This is a genomic window from Pseudomonas sp. AC463 (assembly GCF_979253585.1).
In genome coordinates, this window is sequence record NZ_CEEDDZ010000009.1 from 96,838 (window position 1) to 118,999 (window position 22,162).

The 22,162-nt window shown below is 60.3% G+C and carries 19 protein-coding genes and 1 pseudogene; 11 read left to right on the forward strand and 9 right to left on the reverse strand.

Going from position 1 to position 22,162, the window contains the following annotated elements; translation table 11 throughout:
* Window positions 1-30: 30 nt before the first annotated feature.
* Complete coding sequence (gene secA / locus AC0IYH_RS13305) at window positions 31-2,766, reverse strand: preprotein translocase subunit SecA (RefSeq protein WP_116628670.1); 2,736 nt, start codon at window positions 2,764-2,766, stop codon at window positions 31-33.
* 305 nt (window positions 2,767-3,071) lie between these two features.
* On the opposite strand from secA, the gene AC0IYH_RS13310 reads away from it, so the two are divergent.
* Window positions 3,072-3,527: a DciA family protein gene (locus tag AC0IYH_RS13310; protein WP_122772544.1), complete on the forward strand. Its 456-nt coding sequence runs from the start codon at window positions 3,072-3,074 to the stop codon at window positions 3,525-3,527.
* Window positions 3,528-3,531: 4 nt separating this feature from the next.
* Here AC0IYH_RS13310 and AC0IYH_RS13315 read toward each other — a convergent pair whose 3' ends face one another.
* Window positions 3,532-5,010 carry a helicase HerA-like domain-containing protein gene (locus AC0IYH_RS13315; RefSeq protein ID WP_471834711.1) on the reverse strand — a complete coding sequence of 493 codons (1,479 nt, stop codon included), beginning with the start codon at window positions 5,008-5,010 and terminating at the stop codon, window positions 3,532-3,534.
* Window positions 5,011-5,213: 203 nt separating this feature from the next.
* On the opposite strand from AC0IYH_RS13315, the pseudogene AC0IYH_RS13320 reads away from it, so the two are divergent.
* Window positions 5,214-6,245, forward strand: a pseudogene (locus AC0IYH_RS13320) (HAMP domain-containing protein); the annotation flags it as partial.
* Window positions 6,246-6,338: 93 nt separating this feature from the next.
* Window positions 6,339-7,103, forward strand: coding sequence for a methyl-accepting chemotaxis protein (locus AC0IYH_RS13325; RefSeq protein ID WP_471834809.1), 765 nt, complete (start codon window positions 6,339-6,341; stop codon window positions 7,101-7,103).
* Here AC0IYH_RS13325 and AC0IYH_RS13330 read toward each other — a convergent pair whose 3' ends face one another.
* Both AC0IYH_RS13330 and purU read right to left on the reverse strand, forming a co-directional pair.
* Window positions 7,104-7,274 carry a hypothetical protein gene (locus AC0IYH_RS13330; RefSeq protein WP_163821308.1) on the reverse strand — a complete coding sequence of 57 codons (171 nt, stop codon included), beginning with the start codon at window positions 7,272-7,274 and terminating at the stop codon, window positions 7,104-7,106.
* A gap of 82 nt (window positions 7,275-7,356) precedes the next feature.
* Window positions 7,357-8,205 (reverse strand): formyltetrahydrofolate deformylase, encoded by an 849-nt coding sequence (purU, locus tag AC0IYH_RS13335; protein ID WP_015885632.1) that lies wholly within the window; start codon window positions 8,203-8,205, stop codon window positions 7,357-7,359.
* A gap of 349 nt (window positions 8,206-8,554) precedes the next feature.
* On the opposite strand from purU, the gene mvaT reads away from it, so the two are divergent.
* Window positions 8,555-8,929: a histone-like nucleoid-structuring protein MvaT gene (gene mvaT, locus AC0IYH_RS13340; protein ID WP_005790963.1), complete on the forward strand. Its 375-nt coding sequence runs from the start codon at window positions 8,555-8,557 to the stop codon at window positions 8,927-8,929.
* Window positions 8,930-9,018: 89 nt separating this feature from the next.
* Here mvaT and sbcB read toward each other — a convergent pair whose 3' ends face one another.
* Window positions 9,019-10,446, reverse strand: coding sequence for an exodeoxyribonuclease I (gene sbcB, locus AC0IYH_RS13345; RefSeq protein WP_471834714.1), 1,428 nt, complete (start codon window positions 10,444-10,446; stop codon window positions 9,019-9,021).
* A gap of 167 nt (window positions 10,447-10,613) precedes the next feature.
* Here sbcB and AC0IYH_RS13350 point away from each other — a divergent pair, with 167 nt between their 5' ends.
* The 6 genes from AC0IYH_RS13350 to AC0IYH_RS13375 are packed head-to-tail and all read left to right on the forward strand — an operon-like array spanning window position 10,614 to window position 17,290.
* On the forward strand, window positions 10,614-11,306 hold the full coding sequence (locus AC0IYH_RS13350) for an RDD family protein (RefSeq protein ID WP_116628674.1): 693 nt from the start codon (window positions 10,614-10,616) through the stop codon (window positions 11,304-11,306).
* On the forward strand, window positions 11,303-12,277 hold the full coding sequence (locus AC0IYH_RS13355; RefSeq protein ID WP_116628792.1) for a stage II sporulation protein M: 975 nt from the start codon (window positions 11,303-11,305) through the stop codon (window positions 12,275-12,277). The genes AC0IYH_RS13350 and AC0IYH_RS13355 overlap by 4 nt, the downstream gene beginning before the upstream one ends.
* Window positions 12,264-13,793: a DUF4129 domain-containing protein gene (locus AC0IYH_RS13360; protein ID WP_471834715.1), complete on the forward strand. Its 1,530-nt coding sequence runs from the start codon at window positions 12,264-12,266 to the stop codon at window positions 13,791-13,793. The genes AC0IYH_RS13355 and AC0IYH_RS13360 overlap by 14 nt, the downstream gene beginning before the upstream one ends.
* The gene (locus AC0IYH_RS13365) at window positions 13,790-14,959 is read left to right on the forward strand and encodes a DUF4350 domain-containing protein (protein ID WP_471834717.1); all 1,170 of its coding nucleotides are present in this window, start codon (window positions 13,790-13,792) and stop codon (window positions 14,957-14,959) included. The genes AC0IYH_RS13360 and AC0IYH_RS13365 overlap by 4 nt, the downstream gene beginning before the upstream one ends.
* Window positions 14,956-15,951, forward strand: coding sequence for an AAA family ATPase (locus AC0IYH_RS13370; protein ID WP_471834719.1), 996 nt, complete (start codon window positions 14,956-14,958; stop codon window positions 15,949-15,951). Before AC0IYH_RS13365 ends, AC0IYH_RS13370 begins: the two co-directional genes overlap by 4 nt.
* Before the next feature lie 7 nt (window positions 15,952-15,958).
* Window positions 15,959-17,290 carry a DUF58 domain-containing protein gene (locus AC0IYH_RS13375; protein ID WP_471834720.1) on the forward strand — a complete coding sequence of 444 codons (1,332 nt, stop codon included), beginning with the start codon at window positions 15,959-15,961 and terminating at the stop codon, window positions 17,288-17,290.
* Window positions 17,291-17,371: 81 nt separating this feature from the next.
* On the opposite strand, the gene AC0IYH_RS13380 is transcribed toward AC0IYH_RS13375, so the two are convergent.
* Both AC0IYH_RS13380 and AC0IYH_RS13385 read right to left on the reverse strand, forming a co-directional pair.
* On the reverse strand, window positions 17,372-17,731 hold the full coding sequence (locus tag AC0IYH_RS13380) for a PilZ domain-containing protein (RefSeq protein WP_122772551.1): 360 nt from the start codon (window positions 17,729-17,731) through the stop codon (window positions 17,372-17,374).
* 225 nt (window positions 17,732-17,956) lie between these two features.
* Window positions 17,957-18,331, reverse strand: coding sequence for a tetratricopeptide repeat protein (locus tag AC0IYH_RS13385; protein WP_116628680.1), 375 nt, complete (start codon window positions 18,329-18,331; stop codon window positions 17,957-17,959).
* A gap of 173 nt (window positions 18,332-18,504) precedes the next feature.
* Here AC0IYH_RS13385 and pyk point away from each other — a divergent pair, with 173 nt between their 5' ends.
* The gene (gene pyk, locus AC0IYH_RS13390; RefSeq protein ID WP_101272757.1) at window positions 18,505-19,956 is read left to right on the forward strand and encodes a pyruvate kinase; all 1,452 of its coding nucleotides are present in this window, start codon (window positions 18,505-18,507) and stop codon (window positions 19,954-19,956) included.
* A 66-nt stretch (window positions 19,957-20,022) separates the two neighbouring features.
* Here pyk and AC0IYH_RS13395 read toward each other — a convergent pair whose 3' ends face one another.
* Window positions 20,023-20,991 (reverse strand): MBL fold metallo-hydrolase, encoded by a 969-nt coding sequence (locus tag AC0IYH_RS13395; protein WP_471834722.1) that lies wholly within the window; start codon window positions 20,989-20,991, stop codon window positions 20,023-20,025.
* Complete coding sequence (locus AC0IYH_RS13400) at window positions 20,988-22,106, reverse strand: NADH:flavin oxidoreductase (RefSeq protein WP_471834724.1); 1,119 nt, start codon at window positions 22,104-22,106, stop codon at window positions 20,988-20,990. The genes AC0IYH_RS13395 and AC0IYH_RS13400 overlap by 4 nt, the downstream gene beginning before the upstream one ends.
* Between the last annotated feature and the right edge of the window lie 56 nt (window positions 22,107-22,162).

A 22,162-nucleotide genomic window follows, 5' to 3' on the forward strand; every position in this document is an offset into this window, starting at 1 on the left:
CGCGGGGTGTAGCAGCGTCAGGCAAAAATCTTAGTTGATTTCGCCGTGGCAGTGTTTGAACTTCTTGCCCGAACCACACCAGCACAGTTCGTTGCGGCCCAGCTTCTGATCATTGCGAACCGGGGTTTGAGCCAGGGCCACATCGACCTCTTCGCCCAACACCTCAGGAGCTTCCAGGCCCGGCGCTTCGTCGTGCTGGAACTGCATGCGCGCTGCCAGTGCCTCGGCTTCCTGACGCAGGCGAGCCTCTTCCTCGATCGGGTCTTCGCGACGCACCTGAACGTGGGACAGCACGCGAATCGAATCGCGCTTGATCGAATCCAGCAGCTCGGAGAACAGCGTGAACGACTCGCGCTTGTACTCTTGCTTCGGGTTCTTCTGGGCGTAGCCACGCAGGTGGATACCGTGACGCAGGTGATCCATGGTCGACAGGTGGTCTTTCCACAGGTCGTCCAGCACGCGCAGTACGATTTGCTTCTCGAAGGTGCGCAGTGCTTCGGCACTCGCCTGCTCTTCTTTCTCGTTGTACGCGGCCAAAAGCTCGGTCATCAGCTTCTCGCGCAGCGTCTCTTCGTACAGGTGGTCGTCGTCGTCGAGCCATTGCTGGACCGGCAAGTCGACACCGAAGTCGCTCTTCAACGCGGCTTCCAGGCCGGCAACATCCCACTGCTCAGGCAGGGACTGTGGCGGGATGTGTGCGCTGACGGTGGCGTTGAGTACGTCCTGACGGAAATCGGCGATGGTCTCGCCAATGTTGTCGGCGGCCAGCAACGTGTTACGCATGTGATAGATCACTTTACGCTGTTCGTTGTTGACGTCATCGAACTCGAGCAGTTGCTTACGAATGTCGAAGTTGCGGCCTTCTACCTTGCGCTGCGCCTTCTCGATGGCGTTGGTCACCATGCGGTGCTCGATCGCTTCACCGGACTGCATGCCAAGGGCCTTCATGAAGTTCTTCACCCGATCAGAGGCGAAGATGCGCATCAGGCTGTCTTCCAGGGACAGGTAGAAACGGCTCGAACCGGCGTCACCCTGGCGACCGGCACGGCCACGCAGCTGGTTGTCGATACGGCGCGATTCGTGACGTTCGGACGCGATCACCTGCAGGCCACCGGATTCCAGCACAGCCTGGTGGCGTTTCTGCCAGTCAGCCTTGATCTGGGCGATCTGCTCAGGGGTCGGGCTCTCAAGCGAAGCCACTTCCACTTCCCAGTTGCCGCCCAACAGGATGTCGGTACCACGACCGGCCATGTTGGTGGCGATGGTCAGTGCGCCTGGGCGACCGGCCTGGGCGATGATCTCGGCTTCTTTTTCGTGAAACTTGGCGTTGAGGACCTTGTGTTCGATGCCTTCCTTGTTGAGCAGGTTGGACACGTGCTCGGAAGTCTCGATGGTGGCAGTACCCACCAGGATCGGGCGACCCTGGGCCAGGCCGTCCTTGATGTCGTTGATGATTGCCGCGTATTTCTCTTCGGCAGTCAGGAACACCAGGTCGTTGAAGTCTTTACGTGCCAGCGGCTTGTTCGGTGGAATCACCATCACGGCCAGGCTGTAGATCTGGTGGAACTCGAACGCTTCGGTGTCGGCCGTACCGGTCATGCCGGACAGTTTGTTGTACAGACGGAAGTAGTTCTGGAAGGTAGTCGATGCCAACGTCTGGCTTTCGGCCTGGATGTTGAGCATTTCCTTGGCTTCGATGGCCTGGTGCAGGCCTTCGGACAGACGACGACCCGGCATGGTACGGCCGGTGTGTTCGTCAACCAGTACGACCTGGCCGTCCTGGACGATGTATTCGACGTTGCGATGGAACAGCTTGTGGGCGCGCAGGCCGGCATACACGTGGGTCAACAGGCCCAGGTTGTGCGCCGAGTAAAGGCTTTCACCTTCGGCCAGCTCGCCGATCTGGGTCAGCATCTCTTCGACGAACTGGTGACCGGCTTCGTTGAGTTCGACCTGGCGGGTCTTCTCGTCGATGGAGAAGTGACCTTCTTTGGTCACCACGCCTTCCACTTCCTCGATGTGCTGCTCCAGACGCGGGATCAACTTGTTGATCTCGGTGTACAGGCGCGAGCTGTCTTCGGCCTGGCCGGAGATGATCAGCGGGGTACGGGCTTCGTCGATGAGGATGGAGTCGACTTCGTCGATCACGGCAAAGTTGAGTTCGCGCTGGAATTTTTCATCCATGCTGAACGCCATGTTGTCGCGCAGGTAGTCGAAACCGAATTCGTTGTTGGTGCCGTAGGTGATGTCACACGCGTAGGCCGCGCGCTTTTCTTCCGGCGGCTGGAACGGTGTTACCACGCCGACGGTCAGGCCGAGGAATTCATACAGCGGGCGCATCCAGTTGGCATCCCGGCGAGCCAGGTAGTCGTTCACCGTCACAACGTGCACGCCCTTGCCGGACAGTGCGTTGAGGTAAACGCCCAGGGTTGCCACGAGGGTCTTGCCTTCACCGGTACGCATTTCGGCAATCATGCCTTCATGCAAGGTCATGCCGCCGATCAACTGGACGTCGAAGTGGCGCATGCCCATGACACGCTTACCGGCTTCACGGGCGACCGCAAAGGCTTCGGGAAGCAGTTTGTCGAGGGTTTCACCTTTGGCTATGCGGGCCTTGAACTCTTGGGTCTTGGCGCGCAATTGCTCGTCCGAAAGGGCAACCATCTGCTCTTCGAAGGCATTGACCAGCTGCACCGTCTTGAGCATGCGTTTGACTTCGCGCTCATTCTTGCTTCCAAAAAGTTTCTTTAACAAAGGCGCAAACATATCGGCAGGTTCTTCCACACATAGGGATGGAGGGCGCACCGTGAGTGGCCCGAGCAGCCCTCACGGCCGCATGCGAACGCGCATTCTACCCGGATTCGTGGGTGAGGAAAGTGGCGTTGTTCCCCGATGCTGGCATGGTGCTGTGAGAGGGCTTGTTTAAAATAAGGGCTTTTCCCGGAACTTCAACCCATGAAACGCAGAAGTTACCTATTGATTTCGCGGGCAAAGTCCCGTGGATGCATCTCCTGGGGGCATACAGGCGCTTTCTGCTAAGATGCCCGCTCTGTTACTTAAGGTGTCTAGTCATGGCATTTCGCCCTCTTACAGCCCGCGCGCCCAGCGTGTTGCTTCGCGAAGCCAAGCCGTTGAAAGCCATCTTTGGCCATGCGCAACGCTTGGGCCATTTGCAACGCCTGCTCGAAAGCCAGCTGCAACCCGCCGCACGTGAACACTGCCACGTGGCCTCTTGGCGTGAAGGTAATTTGCTATTAATTGTCACCGACGGCCATTGGGCGACCCGTTTGCGTTACCAGCAAAAACGCCTGCAGCGTCAATTGATGGTATTTGATGAGTTCGCCAGCCTGACGCGCATCCAGTTCAAGGTGCAACCGCCCACCGTCCAGCAAGGTGCGGTGGGGCACACCATGGATTTGTCAATGATTGCCGCCGAAACTATCCAGGCGACGGCCGACGGCATCAGCGACCCGGGCTTGCGCGCAGCACTTGAGCGCCTGGCCGCCCACGCCAAGCCAAAGGCCTGAGCCGCTACTTGCGCTTGCTGCCACCCAGCAACGACCCCAGCAACCCCCGCACCAGTTGCCGCCCCATCTGATTGGCGGCTTGCTGCATGGCGGATTTCAGCGCCTTGCCGGCGGTGGTGCCCAGGAACGCCCCGGCCTTGTCGGTGAAGCTCGGTTCTTCGCCAGCCGGTTTGGCGTCCTCGGTTGGCCCCAGCTCTTTGCGCGCCATCAGTACTTCATAGGCGGACTCCCGGTCGACGGGTTTGTCATACCTGCCCAACAACGGTGAACTGGCCACCAGCGCAGCGCGCTCCGCCACGCTCAACGGCCCGATCCGCGATTGCGGCGGCGCCACCAGCACGCGCTGGACGACTTCCGGTGTGCCCTTTTCCTGCAAAGTGCCCACCAATGCCTCACCGGTGCCCAACTCGGTCAGGACCGCCAAGGCTTCGAACGCCGGGTTCGGCCGGAAACCGTCCGCCACGGCCCGCAGGGACTTCTGCTCTTTAGTGGTGAATGCGCGCAGGCCATGCTGGATGCGCAGGCCCAGTTGCGCCAATACGGTGTCAGGCAAGTCACCCGGCGATTGCGTGACGAAATACACGCCGACGCCTTTGGAGCGAATCAGCCGCACCACTTGCTCCAGGCGCTCCTGCAGCGCCTTGGGCGTATCGGCAAACAACAAATGAGCTTCGTCGAAGAACAGCGCCAGCAGCGGTTTGTCCGCATCACCGCGCTCCGGCAATTGCTCGAAGAGTTCCGCCAACAACCACAGCAGGAAGGTTGCGTACACCTTCGGCGCTTCATGCACCAGGCGGCTGGCGTCCAACAGATGGATGCGCCCGCGCCCGTCGCTGGCAGGTTGCAAAATATCCTCAAGCTGCAGGGCCGGTTCACCGAACAGGGCCTCGGCGCCCTGCTGTTCCAGCACCGCCAGGCGTCGCAACAGGGCCTGGCTGGAACCGGTGGTCATCAGCGCTGCATCTTCGCCGAGCAACTCCGGGTGATAGCGCAGATGGTTGAGCAGCGCCTTGAGGTCCTTGAGGTCCAGCAGCAACAGGCCTTCACGGTCAGCCACCTTGAAGGCCGCATAGAGCGCCGACTGCTGGCTGTCGGTGAGTTCCAGCAGGCTGCCGAGCAGCAACGGGCCCATTTCGCTGATGGTAGTGCGCAACGGATGACCGGACTGCCCGTGGATATCCCACAGCGTGACCGGATAAGCCTTGGCCGTGTAATTGAGGAAGGGCATGCCGGCGATACGTTCGGCGACCTTGCCCTGCGGGTTCGCCGCCGCGCCCAAGCCGCACAGGTCGCCCTTGATGTCGGCGGCAAACACCGCCACGCCGGCATCGCTGAAGGCTTCGGCCAGGCGCTGCAACGTGACGGTCTTGCCCGTCCCGGTCGCGCCGGCGATCAGCCCGTGGCGGTTGGCCAGGCGCATTGCCTGGGCAATGGGCTGGCCAGAAAGGTCTGCGCCGATAAGGAGTTGCGTTGGATCAGGCATTTGGTCACCCATGGTTAATCTTTAGTGTCGCCAGTCGATACAGGTAATTGTAAGACCCACAAAGTCTAAAAATAGGTCAGGTAGTTCCTACAGGGACCCCTAGAACTACCACAAGAAATATCACACCTTTTTTGACGCTGCCATTTTGCGCATCCCACGAGGACGCGCTTCGGATATCAAGACCTTAGCGGACCCTACAAGCCATGAACAAAAATCTGCGTTTCAGCCACAAAATCCTGCTTGCAGCCTCCCTTATCGTCATCGCCGCCTTCGCGTTATTTACCCTCTACAACGACTACCTGCAACGCAATGCCATTCGCGACGATCTCAACAGCTACTTGAATGAAATGGGCGATGTCACCGCCACCAGCATTCAAACCTGGCTCAGCGGGCGCATTGCCCTGGTAGAAAACGCCGCACAAAACATCGCGATCAACCCTGAGGCGTCAGCAGTCGCCAGCCTGCTGGACCAGAAAACCCTGACCTCCTCGTTCATGGCAACCTACGTCGGCGACAGCAAGGGCGCGTTCACCATCCGCCCCGACACCAAGATGCCAGACGGTTTCGACCCGCGTGTGCGGCCCTGGTACCAAGGGGCCCAAAGCAGCAACGGCTCAACGCTCACCGAACCCTATATCGATGCCGCCACCGGCAAGCTGATCATTTCCATTGCCACCCCAAGCAGCAAAGGCAGCCAGAGCATCGGCGTGGTCGGCGGCGACCTGAGCCTGCAAACCCTGGTGGATAACATTGGCGCGTTGAAATTCGGCGGCCGCGGCTATGCCTTCCTGATCAGTGCCGACGGCAAAGTGCTGGTGCATCCAGACAAAAACCTGGTGATGAAAACCCTGGCCGACATGTACCCGAAGAACACGCCAAAAATCAGTGGTGGCTTCAGCGAGGTCGAGGCCAACGGCAAAGACACTATCGTGACCTTTACTCCGATCAAGGGCCTGCCCTCCGTAAACTGGTACCTGGGGATTGCGGTGGATAAAGACAAATCCTTCGCCATGCTCAGCGAATTCCGCACCTCAGCCGTCATCGCCACACTGATTGCCGTGGCGATCATCATCGCCCTGCTCGGCATGCTGATTCGCATCCTGTTGCAACCGCTGCACGTGATGACCCGCGCCATGCAGGACATCGCCGAGGGCGAGGGCGACCTGACCCGCCGCCTGGCCATCCAGAATCTCGATGAATTCGGCACGTTGGGTAACGCTTTCAACCGGTTCGTGGAGCGGATTCATACGTCGATCCGCGAAGTGTCCTCGGCAACCGAACAGGTCAATGAGGTGGCATTGCGCGTGGTGAGCGCGTCCAACTCGTCGATGGTCAACTCCGACGAGCAAGCCAACCGTACCAACAGTGTCGCGGCCGCCATCAACGAGCTGGGTGCGGCCGCCCAGGAAATCGCCCGCAATGCAGCGCAAGCCTCCAGCCAGGCCAGCGACGCGAAGCACTTGGCCGAAGACGGTCAACAGGTGGTTGAACGCAATATCAAGGCCATGACGCAGTTGTCGGCGATGATCAGCGCGTCCAGCAGCAATATCGAAGCGCTCAACAGCAAGACCGTGAATATCGGCCAGATTCTTGAGGTGATCACCAGCATTTCCCAGCAGACCAACCTGCTGGCCCTGAACGCGGCCATCGAAGCGGCCCGCGCAGGCGAAGCCGGGCGCGGGTTTGCGGTGGTTGCCGATGAAGTGCGCAACCTGGCTCACCGCACCCAGGAATCGGCGCAACAAGTGCAAACCATGATCGAGGAGCTGCAAGTCGGCGCGCGCGATTCGGTCAGCACCATGGGCGAAAGCCAGCGCCACAGCCATGACAGCGTAGAAATCGCCAACCTGGCCGGCGAACGCTTGAACAGCGTGACCCTGCGCATTGGCGAGATCGATGGCATGAACCAGTCGGTGGCCACCGCCACCGAGGAACAGACCTCGGTGGTGGAGTCGATCAACATGGACATTACCGAGATCAACACCCTCAACCAGGAAGGCGTGGAAAACCTGCAATCGACCCTGCGCGCCTGCGCCGACCTGGAACAACAGGCCGCGCGCCTGAAACAATTGGTGGGCAGTTTCCGGATCTGATCACTCTTGCTCGGGCTCGGGCTTGCGTTGCTCCCGCTCCCACAACTCGGCGGCACCGGGGAATTCGGTGCCGTCCTCACTGCCCAGCTCATCCGGGTCATAACGACTCAAACAGCCCTCGCCCAGTGTCGCCGGGGCTTTGGAGGTGGCTTTATCCAGTGGGTCGCTCATCACTCACTCCTTAAACATCAGGCAAAGAAAAAGGGCCTGGGACGATTTAACGCCAAGGCCCTTTATTCTTCAATCGCCTTGATCAGAACACGACGGTCTTGTTGCCGTGTACCAGAACGCGGTCTTCCAGGTGATAACGCAAGCCACGGGCCAGCACCATCTTCTCGACGTCACGGCCGAAACGCACCATGTCTTCAATGCTGTCGCTGTGGCTGACGCGTACCACGTCCTGCTCGATGATCGGACCGGCGTCCAGCTCTTCGGTGACATAGTGGCAGGTCGCGCCAATCAACTTCACGCCACGCAGGGAAGCCTGGTGATACGGCTTGGCGCCGACAAACGACGGCAGGAAACTGTGGTGAATGTTGATCACCTTGCCGGCGTACTCGCGGCACAGTTCCGGCGGCAGGATCTGCATGTAGCGCGCCAATACCACAACGTCAGCTTCGTGCTGCTTGACCAGCCGCGACACCTCGGCGAATGCCGGCTCCTTGTCCTGCGGGTTGACCGGCACGTGGTAGTACGGGATGCCATGCCATTCGACCATGCTGCGCAGGTCGTCATGGTTGGAAATCACGCAGGCAATCTCGCAGTCCAGCTCATCGCTGTGCCAACGGTGCAGCAAGTCGGCCAGGCAGTGGGATTCGCGGCTGGCCATCAACACCACGCGTTTTTTCTGCTCGGTGTCGGTGATGTGCCAGGTCATCGAAAACTCTTCGGCGATTGGCGCAAACGCCTCGCGAAATGCCTCCAGACCGAAGGGCAGCGTATCGGCACGGATTTCGTGACGCATGAAAAACCAACCGCTGAGATTGTCCGAGTGATGGCTCGCCTCGGTGATCCAGCCGTTATGAGAAGCCAGAAAGTTACTGACTTTGGCAACGATGCCGACCCGGTCCGGGCAAGCAATCACCAGCCGAAAAGTGCGCATTAGGGGAAAACTCCAGAACTTCGCAAAGGCCGCCATTCTAGCGATTACGCAGGAAAACTGCAGTATTCGTTAACGCTTATTCTGATCAACGACCCGCGCCATGCCCCTTAATAGCCTAAGGTTTTACCCCCTTAATATGAATCTACTGCGCGACACTGCGGCTGTTCTCGACTGTCTGCGGAATTATCTTATGGTCTACAACCTAGTAATTAACTCGAACGCATCGCCAGGCTACAAACTTTCAAAGTAATTCACATAAATGCGAGCTTAAATGTTTACTTGGGCAAACCGCCTGACTATTATTGGCCCACTCGCTCTGTCAATCAGCGCTCTACATAAGGTAGTCCACATGTCCCTGATCAACGAATACCGTGCCACCGAAGAAGCTATCAAAGAGCTGCAAGCCCGTTTGAAGAATCTGTCCCAAGACGACAAACTGCAAACCGAGCTGGAATTCGAAGGCAAATTGCGCACCCTGATGGGCGAATATTCCAAATCCCTGCGTGACATCATCGCGCTGCTGGATCCAGAGTCGAAAGTTAAAGCACCGCGTGGCGCTGTGAAAACTACCGGCACCAAGCGCGCGCGCAAGGTCAAACAATACAAAAACCCGCACAACGGCGAAGTGATTGAAACCAAAGGCGGCAACCACAAAACTCTGAAAGAGTGGAAAGCCAAGTGGGGCGGCGACGTGGTTGAAGGCTGGGCTACCCTGCTGGGCTAAGCTCCACGGCCTGCGCCGGATACGCGACACAATAAAAAACGCCAGCTTGCTGGCGTTTTTTATTGGCAGGTTGTTTTGTAAAAAAACGACTACAGGTTCACCCGCGCCGCTAAAGAGTCGGCATATTCCTGCCACTGCTCCAGTACCCCACACTGAAACGGCGTAGCACTTAAGGCCAACTCCTGCCGGGCCCGGTTAAATGCCTCAAGGGTATTCGGCGCCCCCCATTGCGGGTCCGAAAAACGTTGCTGGCAGAACAATGCCCAGCGTTGTTGCTCCTCGCTGTTCAACGTGTCGGGAAAGTTGCGTGCGCGGTAGCGAAACAATAATTCAGGCAAACGTTCATCATCAAAAGGCCACTGCTGCCTTGCTAATTGTGCAGGTTCAGCCGCCCGGACTTGTTCACATAAACGTCGATCACGGTCCCCAATAAAACCGTCGTAAAGCTGCTGTTCCGGGTCTGCATTCGGGGCAAAATCTTCCTCGGCGTAAATGGCCGCCAACTTATCACGCCAAAGTTCCTGTGCGTCAGTTAGCCGCAGCGCCCGCGCCTGATAAAGATCCATATCCAAGTGCAGACGCTCACGGTCTTCGGCACGCAGCACATTCAGCGGCGCGACCACCGGGCAGCGGTTGATATGCACCAACTTGAGAGGTACCGGCAGCTCCCCCTCGGCCAGCTCGTCACGGCGGGTGTAAAGGCGCTGGCGCAAGGCATCCGCGTCGAGGTCCAACAGCCCCTGAGGATCGAGCCCAAGGTCGCAGACGATCAGCGCATTGCGATTACGCGGGTGCCAGGCCAGCGGCAGTACGACCCCCAGGTAATGACGCTCGGCGGAAAAGCGCCCGGAAATATGCACCATCGGCTGGAGCAGGCGCACCTGATCCATCACCTTTTGTTTGCTGCGCAACTGAAACAGCCAGTCGTACAACTTGGGCTGTTTCTCACGAACCAGGCGTGCCAGGGCAATCGTTGCACGCACATCCGACAACGCATCGTGGGCCTGGCCATGGTCGATACCGTTGGCGGCGGTCAGGCGCTCCAGCTTGAGCGTGACGCGCCCGTCCTGCTGCGGCCACTCAATGCCCTCCGGGCGTAGCGCGTAAGCGGTGCGCACGACGTCGATCAGGTCCCAGCGACTATTGCCGCCCTGCCACTCCCGCGCGTAAGGGTCGAAAAAATTGCGATACAGGCTGTAGCGCGTCATTTCGTCGTCAAACCGCAAGGTGTTATAGCCGGCGCCACAAGTACCCGGCGCGGCCAGTTCGGCATGCACCCGGGTCATGAAGTCGGCCTCGGCCAGGCCTTTTTCCGCGAGTATTGCAGGGGTGATGCCAGTAATCGCGCAGGCTGCGGGATGGGGCAGGATATCGTCGCCGGGCTGGCAATAGAGGTTGACCGGAGCCCCGATCTCGTTGAGTTCGAGGTCCGTACGAATGCCGGCTACCTGGAGCGGGCGGTCGCTGCGCGGGTTGATGCCGGTGGTTTCATAGTCGTACCAGAAAATGGAGGTCACGGGCTATTCCTGTACTGAAGATCGACGAAGTCTAGGCGCTGAACAACCTTCGAGGCCAGCACCGATTAACCTGTACAAATATCCAGCAAAACCTTGGATGGTTGCTTCCATCGCCGACACTGCTAGCATCCGTGTCTTCCAACCGCTTTGCACTGCCAAGGATCGCGATGCCATCAGCCCCATTGGACACCCGCTACCAGATCGAGACGCCGGAAGGCATCGACCTGCCCCTGCGCCCCGCCGGCCTGGTGCCGCGCGTACTGGCCTTTGCCTTCGACCTGGGCGTACGCGGGGTGGTCATGGGCGTGCTGCTGGTGCCGTTGGCCTTGTTGGGCAATATAGGCATCGGCATTGGCTCGCTGCTGCTGTTCCTGATCAGTTGGTGGTACATGGTGCTCTTTGAAGTACTCAACCAGGGCTGCTCACCGGGCAAACAGGTGATGGGCCTGCGCGTCGTACAGGATGACGGCACCCCGATCGGCTGGTCTGCATCACTGATCCGCAACCTGCTGCGGTTTGTCGACATGCTGCCTTTTGGCTACTTCCTCGGCGCGATCAGTTGCCTGCAGCATCCACACTTCAAACGCCTGGGCGATGTGGCCGCCGGTACACTGGTGATCTACCGCGAACTCCCGCTTGCACGCCCCAAGGTCCCTGAAGCGCCGGCACTGCGCCTGCCCTTTGCCCTGGACCTGAACGAGCAGCGCGCCATCCTGGGTTTCGCCGAGCGCCAGGCGGATCTCTCCACCGAACGCGTTCACGAATTGGCGTCGATACTGGCCTCGCCCTTGCAGGTCTCCCCGGCCCGCGCCGTCGAGCAACTCAATGGCGTGGCCCGTGGCCTGCTGGGGCCAACATGAAGCAGAGTCAGTTCGAAAGTCGCCACCAACCCCAATGGCAAGCCTTTGCCGAACACCTGAAACAATTGGAACAAGGCAAGGCCAAGGACGTGGCCGACTTCCCGCACCAATACCGGCGCCTGTGCCAGCACCTGGCGATGGCCCAGGAGCGTGGCTACAGCAGCTACCTGGTGGACCCCTTGCAACAACTGGCCCTGCGCGGCCACCAGCAGCTGTATCGTCACCGCAGTCAATTGGCGGCGAACATCCTGGGGTTTGTGCTGGCCGGCTTTCCTCGCCTGGTGCGGGAACAGTGGCGTTTCGTGCTGATCGCCAGCCTGCTGTTCTTTGGCAGCCTGGTTGGCATTGCCCTGCTGGTCTACCTGTTCCCCGACCTGATCTACAGCATTGTCAGCCCCCGGCAGGTGGCCGAGATGCAGGGGATGTATGACCCCGCTGCCAGTCGCCTGGGCCGCGCGGCAGAACGCGCCTCCAGCGAAGACTGGATGATGTTCGGCTACTACGTGATGCACAACATCGGTATTGCGTTCCAGACCTTTGCCGCCGGTTTGCTGTTCGGCCTGGGCAGTGTGTTCTTCCTGATCTTCAATGGCCTGGTCATCGGCGCAGTCTCCGGGCACCTTACCGAAATAGGCTATGGGCAAACCTTCTGGTCCTTCGTCATCGGCCATGGCGCGTTCGAACTGACTGCCATCGCCCTGGCCGGTGCTGCCGGGTTGCAACTGGGCTGGGCGCTGATCGCCCCCGGGCATCTGACCCGTGGCGAATCCTTGCGGCTGGCCGCCCATAAAAGCGTGCAAATGCTGTGCGGTGTCATGGTGTTCCTGGTGATCGCCGCGTTTATCGAGGCTTACTGGTCCTCCACCACCGGAATAAGCCCCTGGGTCAAATACGCGGTAGGCGCAGCCCTATGGCTGGCGGTGGCCGCTTACCTCGGCCTTGCAGGAAGGAACCGCCATGCGCCTGAGTGATGCCAGTGTGGTGATACGCCCGCGCACTGCCTGGGAAGCCATGGACCTTGGCGTACTAATGGCCCGGGAACATCGCCTGCTATTAATGGGCAGTTGGGCGCTGGTGACCCTGCCCGTGTTTGCCTTGCTCAGCGCGTTACTGTGGAAATACCCGTCCACCGCCATGTTCCTGTTCTGGTGGTTCAAGCCGGCATTCGACCGACTGCCGCTGTACATTCTGTCCAAGGCCTTGTTTGGCGAAACGCCCAGCCTCAAACAGGCCGTGCGCCAATGGCCGCGCCTGCTCAAAGGCCAATTGCTGGCCAGCCTGACCTGGCGTCGGTTCAGCCTGAGCCGCAGCTTTGTCATGCCGGTGAGCCAACTGGAGGGCCTGGATGGCCAGGCGCGCCAAAAGCGCCTGGGCGTGTTGCAGCAACGCAATGCCGGTGCCGCGCGCTGGTTGACCACCATCGGAGTGCATCTGGAGATAGGCCTGTGGTTCGGTTGCATGGCGCTGTTCTATCTATTGATTCCCCAACAGCTCGAAATGGATTGGGACTGGCAGCGCCTGGCAACGGCAACGGGTACGCAAGGGTTATGGCTGGAGCACTTGGGTAATGCCTTCTACGCCCTGATCCTGGTGTTTTGGGAACCTGTTTATGTCGCCTGCGGTTTCAGCCTGTACCTCAACCGCCGTACCACCCTCGAAGCCTGGGACCTGGAGCTGGTATTCCGGCGTCTTCGCCAACGCCTGAGCAATGTCGCGCCTGTGTTATTGCTGTTGATCGGGCTGATGCTGCTACCGTTGAGCCCGCCCGTCATGGCCGACACGTCCACTTCCACACAGCCACTGAGCACTCAAGGCGCCAGCCAATCCATCAAGTCACTGCTGGAAAAGCCGCCTTTCAAAAACCCGGAAACCGTCACCCGCTACCGTTTTGGCGACGATAAACCCACGGTTAAAAACAAGGCACACAGCGACGGCAAACTCCCGGACTGGCTGCAGGCCTTGCTGGACAACTTGAACAGCAATACCTTCAAGCACATCGCCCAGGGACTGGAAGTGCTGTTATGGAGCCTCCTGATCGGTGGCCTGGCCTTGTTGGTGTGGCGTTATCGCGACTGGTCGCGCACCTTTGCAGGCCGACGCGAGCCACGCAAGGCCAAAGCCGCCACACCTGCCCCCACACAATTGTTCGGCCTGGAGCTGGGCGCCGAAACCTTGCCCGAGGACATCGCCAGCACCGCCGAACAGCTATGGGCCACCCAACCACGGGAGGCTCTGGGCCTGCTGTATCGCGGGCTGCTCAGCCGGTTACTGCATGACTTCAACCTGCCATTGAAAAGCGCCGACACCGAAGGTCAGGTGCTGGAACACATTCACCAGTTACAGCAACCGCATTTGCTGGCCTTCAGCGATGAGTTGACCCGCCATTGGCAAAACCTCGCCTACGGTCATCACCTCCCTGCGCTCTCAACCCAGCAAAAGCTGTGCAGCGATTGGCGCGCCCTGTTCAATTCCGGAGGCGTGCGATGAACCGGGCATTATTGTGGGCAGGGCTGCTACTGGCGTGCCTGCTTGGCGCCGGCGGCCTTTACGCCTGGAGCAAAGCGATTCCCTACGAGGTAGTGGTGGATCGTGGCCCTGCCCCGGAGGCCCTGGCCAACCCTTACCTGGCGGCCGAGCACTTTCTGCGCCAACAAGGCCTCGCCGTGGCGCATGCCAATAGCCTGGAGCGGCTGGCTACCCTGTCACCAAAGGGCAACAGCCTCTTGATACTCGGCGAACGCAGCAACATGTCGCCACGCCAGGTAGAGCAACTGCTGGGCTGGGCCAAATCCGGCGGCCATCTGTTGGTGGTGGCGCAGGCGCTATGGGATGAAGAGTCCGGTAAAAGCGGCGACCTGTTACTTGATCGCCTGTCTATCCACCAGGCCCTGAGTGACGATCCAGAAGACCTCGAGACCGCACCTGAAAAGCCCCGAAAAAACAAAGCGCCAGACCTGACCAAGCTGTATGTCGACAATGAAACCGCTCCGGCCTATTTCAGCTTCGACACCGACTTCAACCTCACCGACCCCACGCACCTGGCGCAGTTTTCCGCCAACAGCGCCAGGTCGAGCCACCTGATGCAGCTCGACCTCGGCGAAGGCAGCGTCACGGTGATCACCGACAGTGACCTGTGGAAAACCCCCGACATCGGCAAACACGACAATGCCTGGCTGCTGTGGTACCTGAACCAGGGCACTGCCGTGACCTTGCTGTTCAACAGCGACTTCGACGACCTGTTTACCCTGCTGCTGCGATATTTCCCCCAGGCCCTGGTGGCACTCCTGACCTTGGTCGCACTGACACTTTGGCACGCCGGCATGCGCCAGGGCCCGATCCAGGCGCCCGCGCCCAAGGCGCGCCGCCAGTTGCAGGAACACCTGAAAGCCAGCGCCGACTTCCTGCTACGCCGCAGTGGCCAGGGCACGCTGTTGCACGCCTTGCAGCGCGATATCCTGCGCGCCGCCCGGCATCGCCATCCAGGTTTTGAACACCTCGACAACGCAGAACAGTGGCAGGTGCTTGAACACCTGACGCGCCAACCCTCCCACGTCATCAGCCAGGCCCTCGGCCCACCTGCGGCAAAACGGCTTTCCAGCGCCGATTTCAGCCGTCAGGTGGCATGTCTGCAAACACTCAGGAATGCCTTATGAGCGAAATCCCAACCGCCACCGCCCTGACCAGCGAAACCCTGAAGCGTGCCAGCCAGCAAGCACAGGCCCTGCGCGTCGAGCTGCGCAAGGCGGTGATAGGCCAGGACCAGGTGATCGACGATGTCCTTACCGCACTGATCGCTGGCGGCCATGTGTTGCTCGAAGGCGTACCGGGCCTTGGCAAAACCTTGCTGGTACGGGCCTTGGCGCGTTGTTTCGACGGCGACTTTGCGCGCATCCAGTTCACCCCCGACCTGATGCCCAGTGACGTCACCGGGCACGCCGTGTACGACCTGCACACCGAACAGTTCAAGTTGCGCAAAGGGCCGGTGTTCACCCATTTGTTGCTCGCCGACGAAATCAACCGCGCCCCGGCCAAGACTCAGGCCGCCCTGCTTGAAGCCATGCAGGAACGACAGGTCACCCTCGAAGGCGAGGCACTGCCCATCGGCCAACCCTTCATGGTGCTGGCCACGCAGAACCCCATCGAACAGGAAGGCACCTACCCCCTTCCGGAAGCCGAACTGGACCGCTTCATGTTGAAGGTACGCATGGACTATCCGGACGCGCAGCAGGAGCTGGAGATGGTGCGCGAAGTGACACGCTCGTCCCGGGCCGACATGCTCGATGTGCACCCACTGCAGAGGGTGCTGCTGGCCGAAGACGTGCTGCAATTGCAACAAGTCGCCAGTGAGCTTGCCCTGGATGAACAAGTACTCGACTACGCCGTGCGCCTGGCACGAGCTACCCGCAGTTGGCCAGGGCTGGCCATCGGCGCCGGCCCACGGGCCTCCATCGCCCTGGTACGTGGCGCCCGCGCCCGCGCACTGTTGCGCGGCGGCGAGTTCGTCACCCCGGATGACATCAAGGGCTGCGCCTTGGCGGTATTGCGCCATCGGGTGCGCATTGCGCCAGAGTTGGACATCGACGGGCTGGAGGTCGACCAGGTGCTCAAGCAGTTGCTGGACCAGATTCCGACGCCCCGGCAATGACTCGCCCATGAAACCTACCCGTCTGCTGTTGACCTGGCTTGGCGTCCTGCTGGGCCTGAGCCTCCTGTTGGGTACCGCCGCAGCCTTGCAGCTCAAGGTGCCCGACACCCTGCACTCGGTGGCGTGGGGCTTGCTTCTGGCGCTGTTGCTGCTGGCGGTGCTGGATGCCTTGCGTCTGCGCCACCGCCCCTCCCCGCGCGTGCAACGGCAAATGCCCGGCAGCCTGGCGTTGGGCCGTTGGGGTGAGGTACGCCTGGCGCTGGAGCACGACTATCCACAACCACTAACCGTGCAGGTGGTCGATCATGTGCCCGATGGGCTGACGGTGGAGAACATGCCCCAAGCCATCGAGCTGCGCCCCGGTGAACGCAGCGAACTGGGGTATCGCCTTCGGCCTCTGCGGCGCGGGCACTTCAGTTTCACCCGTTGCGAAATCCACCTGCCCAGCCCCCTGGGCCTGTGGTCGGCACGGCGCTTTATCGAGGTCAGCGATGTTACCCGCGTATACCCGGATTTCGCCCGCTTGTACGGCGCGCAATTGCTGGGTGTGGATAACTGGCTGAGCCAGTTGGGCGTACGCCAGCACCAACGACGGGGGTTGGGGCAGGAGTTTCACCAACTGCGCGAGTTTCGCGAGGGTGACAGCCTGCGGCAGATCGACTGGAAGGCCACCGCTCGGCAGCGCACGCCTATCGCCCGGGAATACCAGGACGAGCGCGACCAACAGATCGTATTCATGCTTGATTGCGGCCGACGTATGCGCAGTCAGGATGGCGAGCTGGCGCATTTTGACCACGCCCTCAACGCCTGCCTGCTGCTCAGCTATGTCGCCTTGCGCCAAGGTGATGCCGTGGGGCTATGCACCTTTGCCGCTGACCAGCCACGCTACCTGGCCCCCGTCAAGGGCAGCAGCCAGTTGAACCTGTTGCTCAATACGGTGTACGACCTGGACAGCACCCGACGAACAGCCGACTACGAGGCGGCGGCAAACCAACTGCTGGCCCGGCAGAAACGTCGGGCATTGGTGATTGTGGTCACCAACCTGCGCGATGAGGACGATGAGGCGCTGCTCGCCGCCGTCAAGCGCATCAGCCGCCAGCATAGGGTGCTGGTGGCCAGCCTGCGGGAGGAAGTCCTCGATCAACTGCGCCAATCCCCGGTACAAACCCTATCGGAGGCGCTGGCCTACAGCGGCACCGTGGATTACCTCAATACTCGGGATGAACTGCATGACCGCTTGAGCGCCCACGGGCTGTCGGTGCTGGATACCCTGCCCGCGGAAATGGGCGCGGCGCTGGTAACCCGTTACCTGGGCTGGAAGAAGGCTGGCGTGCTCTAACTAAAAAACGCGCTGAAAAAAAAGCGCGCGCGACCACAGCCAGGGCAGTAACGCCCGAACCGGGTCGACAGCGCGCCGAACCTAGGCCGAAGCCTGCAAGGGATCGAAACTGAAGTAATTCAACAAAACGTTAATCAGTTGCCCGTATTCCTCGGACGCCTGGAGCACGCTGAAGCCGGAATCGTAATGCTGCGGGTTGATATCCTCATGGCTCCACAAGCAGGTAGCCGTGAGGTCGATGGCTTGGAAGGTGTCGTCCGCCGCGGGAATCTTCAAGCGCAGCTCGAAGTCCACGCCCACCATCATGGGCAACTGGCTGATTAACATCAGCCCGTCTTCCGAGACATTTCCCAAAAACCCAATGGGCTTGTCGGTGAGGCGGTTAAACACTTGCAGGAAATAAGGTAACTGATGCCGCTCGATCCGTCGGTCGGTAAACATGGTGAGATCGCCATCCTGTGGCCATGACTCTGGCCGTGCCAGTGATTCGGAACGAGCAAAAGCACTCGCTCTCCCTGGATCTCGGTGTGACAACAGACAACGCTTTGTCACTGGACAGCTGCCGAGTCCGGGCCCTGCATTCATTCGAATTGAAACTTGTACAAATGAACATTCAAAGGATAGCCCAAGACTGGCAGCAGGCCAGTTATGAAATGACGAATATCATTATAAAGACGCGGGACGCGTCTGTGCCGCGCTTGCGCCGGGGTAATGCCCCAGTTGCTGCAGGGTGTCCAACCTGGCGCGAGCACGGTAAGCGTACTCACTCGACGGGTACTGATTGATGATGAATTGGTAGGTTTGCACCGCATCGACGAACAGTTTCTGCCGTTCCAGGCATTGCCCACGCAGCATCGACACCTCGGGCTGCACGTAACGCCGGGTGCGGCTTTCACGGTCGACCTGGGACAATTCCAGGGTGACGCGCTCACAGTCACCGACCTTGTACGCACGGTAGGCGTTGTTCAAGTGGTGGTCCATCGACCAGCGGGTGCAGCCGACAACACTGACGGCCAGGGCAGCAATGAGCAAAATTCGCATGAGGGTTCTCCTGTCTTGTGCAGTGTATCGACCCCTCGCCGAAAATCTTCAAGGTTGTTCGTATTCAGCCGCAGCGAAAACAAGCCGATCGTCGATAAGTAGTGCAAACGAACAATGACTACAACGAAAGAGCATAGTAGCCTTCCTCAGCGCTTGAACTCAGGAGTCTGTGCATGTCCGTCCGTCGTACCAAAATCGTCGCCACCCTTGGCCCGGCCAGCAACTCGCCGGAAGTCCTCGAACAGCTGATTCTGGCTGGTTTGGACGTTGCCCGTCTGAACTTCTCCCACGGCACCCCGGACGAGCACAAGGCTCGCGCCAAGCTGGTGCGTGACCTGGCAGCCAAGCATGGCCGCTTCGTGGCATTGCTGGGTGACCTGCAAGGCCCGAAAATCCGTATCGCCAAATTCGCCAACAAGCGGATCGAACTGAAGATCGGTGACACCTTCACCTTCTCCACCAGCCACCCGCTGACCGAAGGCAACCAGCAAGTCGTGGGTATCGACTACCCGGACCTGGTCAAGGATTGCGGCGTCGGTGACGAGCTGCTGCTGGACGACGGCCGTGTGGTGATGCGCGTCGACACTGCGACCCCGACCGAACTGCATTGCACCGTGATCATCGGCGGCCCGCTGTCTGACCACAAAGGCATCAACCGTCGCGGCGGTGGCCTGACGGCGCCGGCCCTGACTGAAAAAGACAAGGCCGACATCAAGCTCGCCGCCGAAATGGAAGTGGACTACCTCGCCGTGTCCTTCCCGCGCGACGCTGCCGACATGGAATACGCTCGCAAACTGCGCGACGAAGCCGGCGGTACCGCCTGGCTGGTGGCGAAGATCGAACGCGCCGAAGCCGTGGCCGATGACGAAACCCTCGACGGCCTGATCAAGGCGTCCGACGCTGTGATGGTTGCCCGTGGCGACCTGGGCGTGGAAATCGGTGACGCCGAGCTGATCGGTATCCAGAAGAAAATCATCCTGCACGCACGCCGCCACAACAAGGCTGTGATCGTGGCGACCCAGATGATGGAGTCGATGATCCAGAACCCGATGCCGACCCGTGCCGAAGTGTCCGACGTGGCCAACGCCGTGCTCGACTACACCGACGCCGTGATGCTCTCGGCTGAAAGTGCTGCCGGCCCTTACCCGCTGGAAGCCGTGCAGGCCATGGCGCGTATTTGCATCGGCGCCGAAAAGCACCCGACCAGCAAGACCTCCAGCCACCGCATCGGCAAAGAGTTCGAAAGCTGCGACCAGAGCATCGCCCTGGCGGCCATGTACACCGCCAACCACTTCCCGGGTGTGAAGGCGATCATCGCCCTGACCGAAAGTGGCTACACGCCGTTGATCATGTCGCGCATCCGTTCCTCGGTGCCGATCTACGCGTTCTCCCCGCACCGCGAAACCCAGGCCCGCGCGGCCATGTTCCGTGGCGTGTACACCGTACCGTTCGACCCGGCCTCGTTGCCGCCGCACGAAGTCAGCCAGGCGGCCATCGACGAGCTGGTCAAGCGTGGCGTTGTGGAGAAAGGCGACTGGGTCATCCTGACCAAGGGCGACAGCTACCACACCATCGGCGGCACCAACGGCATGAAGATCCTGCACGTTGGCGACCCAATGGTCTGAGTGACTCGCTGAACAAAAAAAGCCCCGCCATGTGAATGGCGGGGCTTTTTGCTGCCTGGAAGAACCCTATCCTTCGGCCGCGGCATTCACCGGTTTACACGAGGGATACTTCCCGCAGAGCGTGAAGTCGCGATAGGCCTTCTGCACAATCTGCCCACCGCTGCGCAAGCGTGCGGCTTCAAGCAACTCCAGCAAATGCGCACGCCCCAACTGCAGCGGCACTTCCTGCGGTGCAGCGTGCACGCCTATCGGGTTCTCGACATAGGGCGCCCGCTGTTCAATGTGCGAGCCCAGCACATGGGCCACGGGACGGCTGGCGGTAAAGTCGACCAGGCGCTGCACACTGTCCTGCATGACCTGTGGGTCGGGGTCGTTCACATAGATCCGCCCCGGATACACAAAGTCACCGGTCAACAGCACGGCGGTCTGACGGTCGTACACGGCAATGCTCGCCGGGTCGTGCCCCGGCACGGGAATGATGTCGAGCATGCGCCCGCCCAGATCGTAGGCAACGCTTTGTTGCGGCCAACGGTTGATGCCAAAAAAAACCTTGAGACCCTCAAGATCATTGGGTTTTACGAATGTGGTGCCTGGCCGCTTGGCAAACTGGTCATCGCCCACCACATGGTCCGCATGACCATGCAAATGCGTCACCACCAGAGGGATGGATTGCCGCTTGTTACGTGCCAGCCATTGATTGATCACCTGATCCACCGCCCCCACCACATTCGGCACGCGGGCAGTAGAAGACCCCGAATCGTCCCCCGCCCCCGTATCAAAAAAAATTGCCCGATCCTTGCCGAACAGCAGGTACAGGAACGGCTTGTCACTGCTCACGCAGCCCGACTGGCGCAGGATGTAGAAGTTTTCGTTGTAGGCGTGCACCTGGAAATCATCGCGAAAAATCGCGCACGCGGCCCCCGCGCTGAACCACTGCGCAGGCAATGCGCCCGCTTCGAACGGTGGCGCGGCCTGTGCCGCCCCCGCCATGGCGATCAACAACGCGGCGGCGGCCCAGCCAGTACGCGGGCTCATGCAGGTTCCCCGCTGAACGCCAGCTCACTGTCCTTGATGTTGGCAATCGGCCCCAGGATTGAATTATCGAACGGCCGTGGCGCACGTCCCGCTGCGTAAACCCGTGGCAAGTCAGGATTGCTCAATGCGCCCTCTCCTTGGGCGATAAGGTCCGCGCCGTCGTGCAACGCATCATTGACCCGTGCGATATCGAGCAGGCTGCCATTGGCAATAATCGTTAGACCCGGCGCATACCGACGCGCCAGCGCCACCAGCGTCTCCTGCCCTCCAGCAAACGCCGGCTGCCAGGCCTGATACTCGCTGACGTGGATAAAATCCGCGCCGGCCCGCGCAAGGCTGGAGAAGATCACCTGCGCATCCGCCTCGCCGCCCGGCCACTTGTAGACGAAGTCATTCACCTTGCTTTGCGAAATGCGCATCCCCACCGGCACCTCGCTGCCCAGTTCGGTCTTGATCGCCTTGACGATTTCCACCAGCAACGCCACGCGGGCGTGAATGTCGCCGCCCCAACGGTCCGTGCGCTGGTTGGTATAGGTGGTCAGGAACTGATCAAGCAGATAGCCATGGGCGCCATGGATTTCAATCCCATCAAAGCCACCGATGCGCACTGCCCGTGCTGCCGAGTCGACAAAGCCCTGGATCACTTCTTCGATTTGCACTTCGCTGAGCTCGAGCGGCTGGGTGTAACGCCCGACGCCGTAATAAAACGGCATCTGCTCACCCATCGGCCGCACCGCAGAAGGCGCTGCACTGCGCTCGGAAAACCGGTTGCCCTGGCTCAGCGCCCCCGCATGCATGAGCTGCGCAAACACTTTTGCCCCCTCCCGTTGAAGGGCCTGGTTGGTCGCCCCCCATGAGATGGCCTGGGCATCGTTCACCAGGCCGGGCTGAAACCGGTACCCCTGGGAAAACGCCTGGTCGGTGTACAGGCCTTCGCTGATGATCAGGCCAAAACCGCCCTTGGCGAACCGCAGGTAATAGTCGTGCATGGCCGGCGTGACAAACCCATCTTCGGTCGCACTCACACGAGTCATCGGCGCTACGGCAAGACGGTTTGCCAGAGACGCGTTTTTAATAACATATTTGGATAAGGCTTTTGTGCTCAGCTCAGTCATGATCACTCCACGAAACGGCGGCTGCGTTCAGCTAGATTTCTAAAGCGGCGACGCTA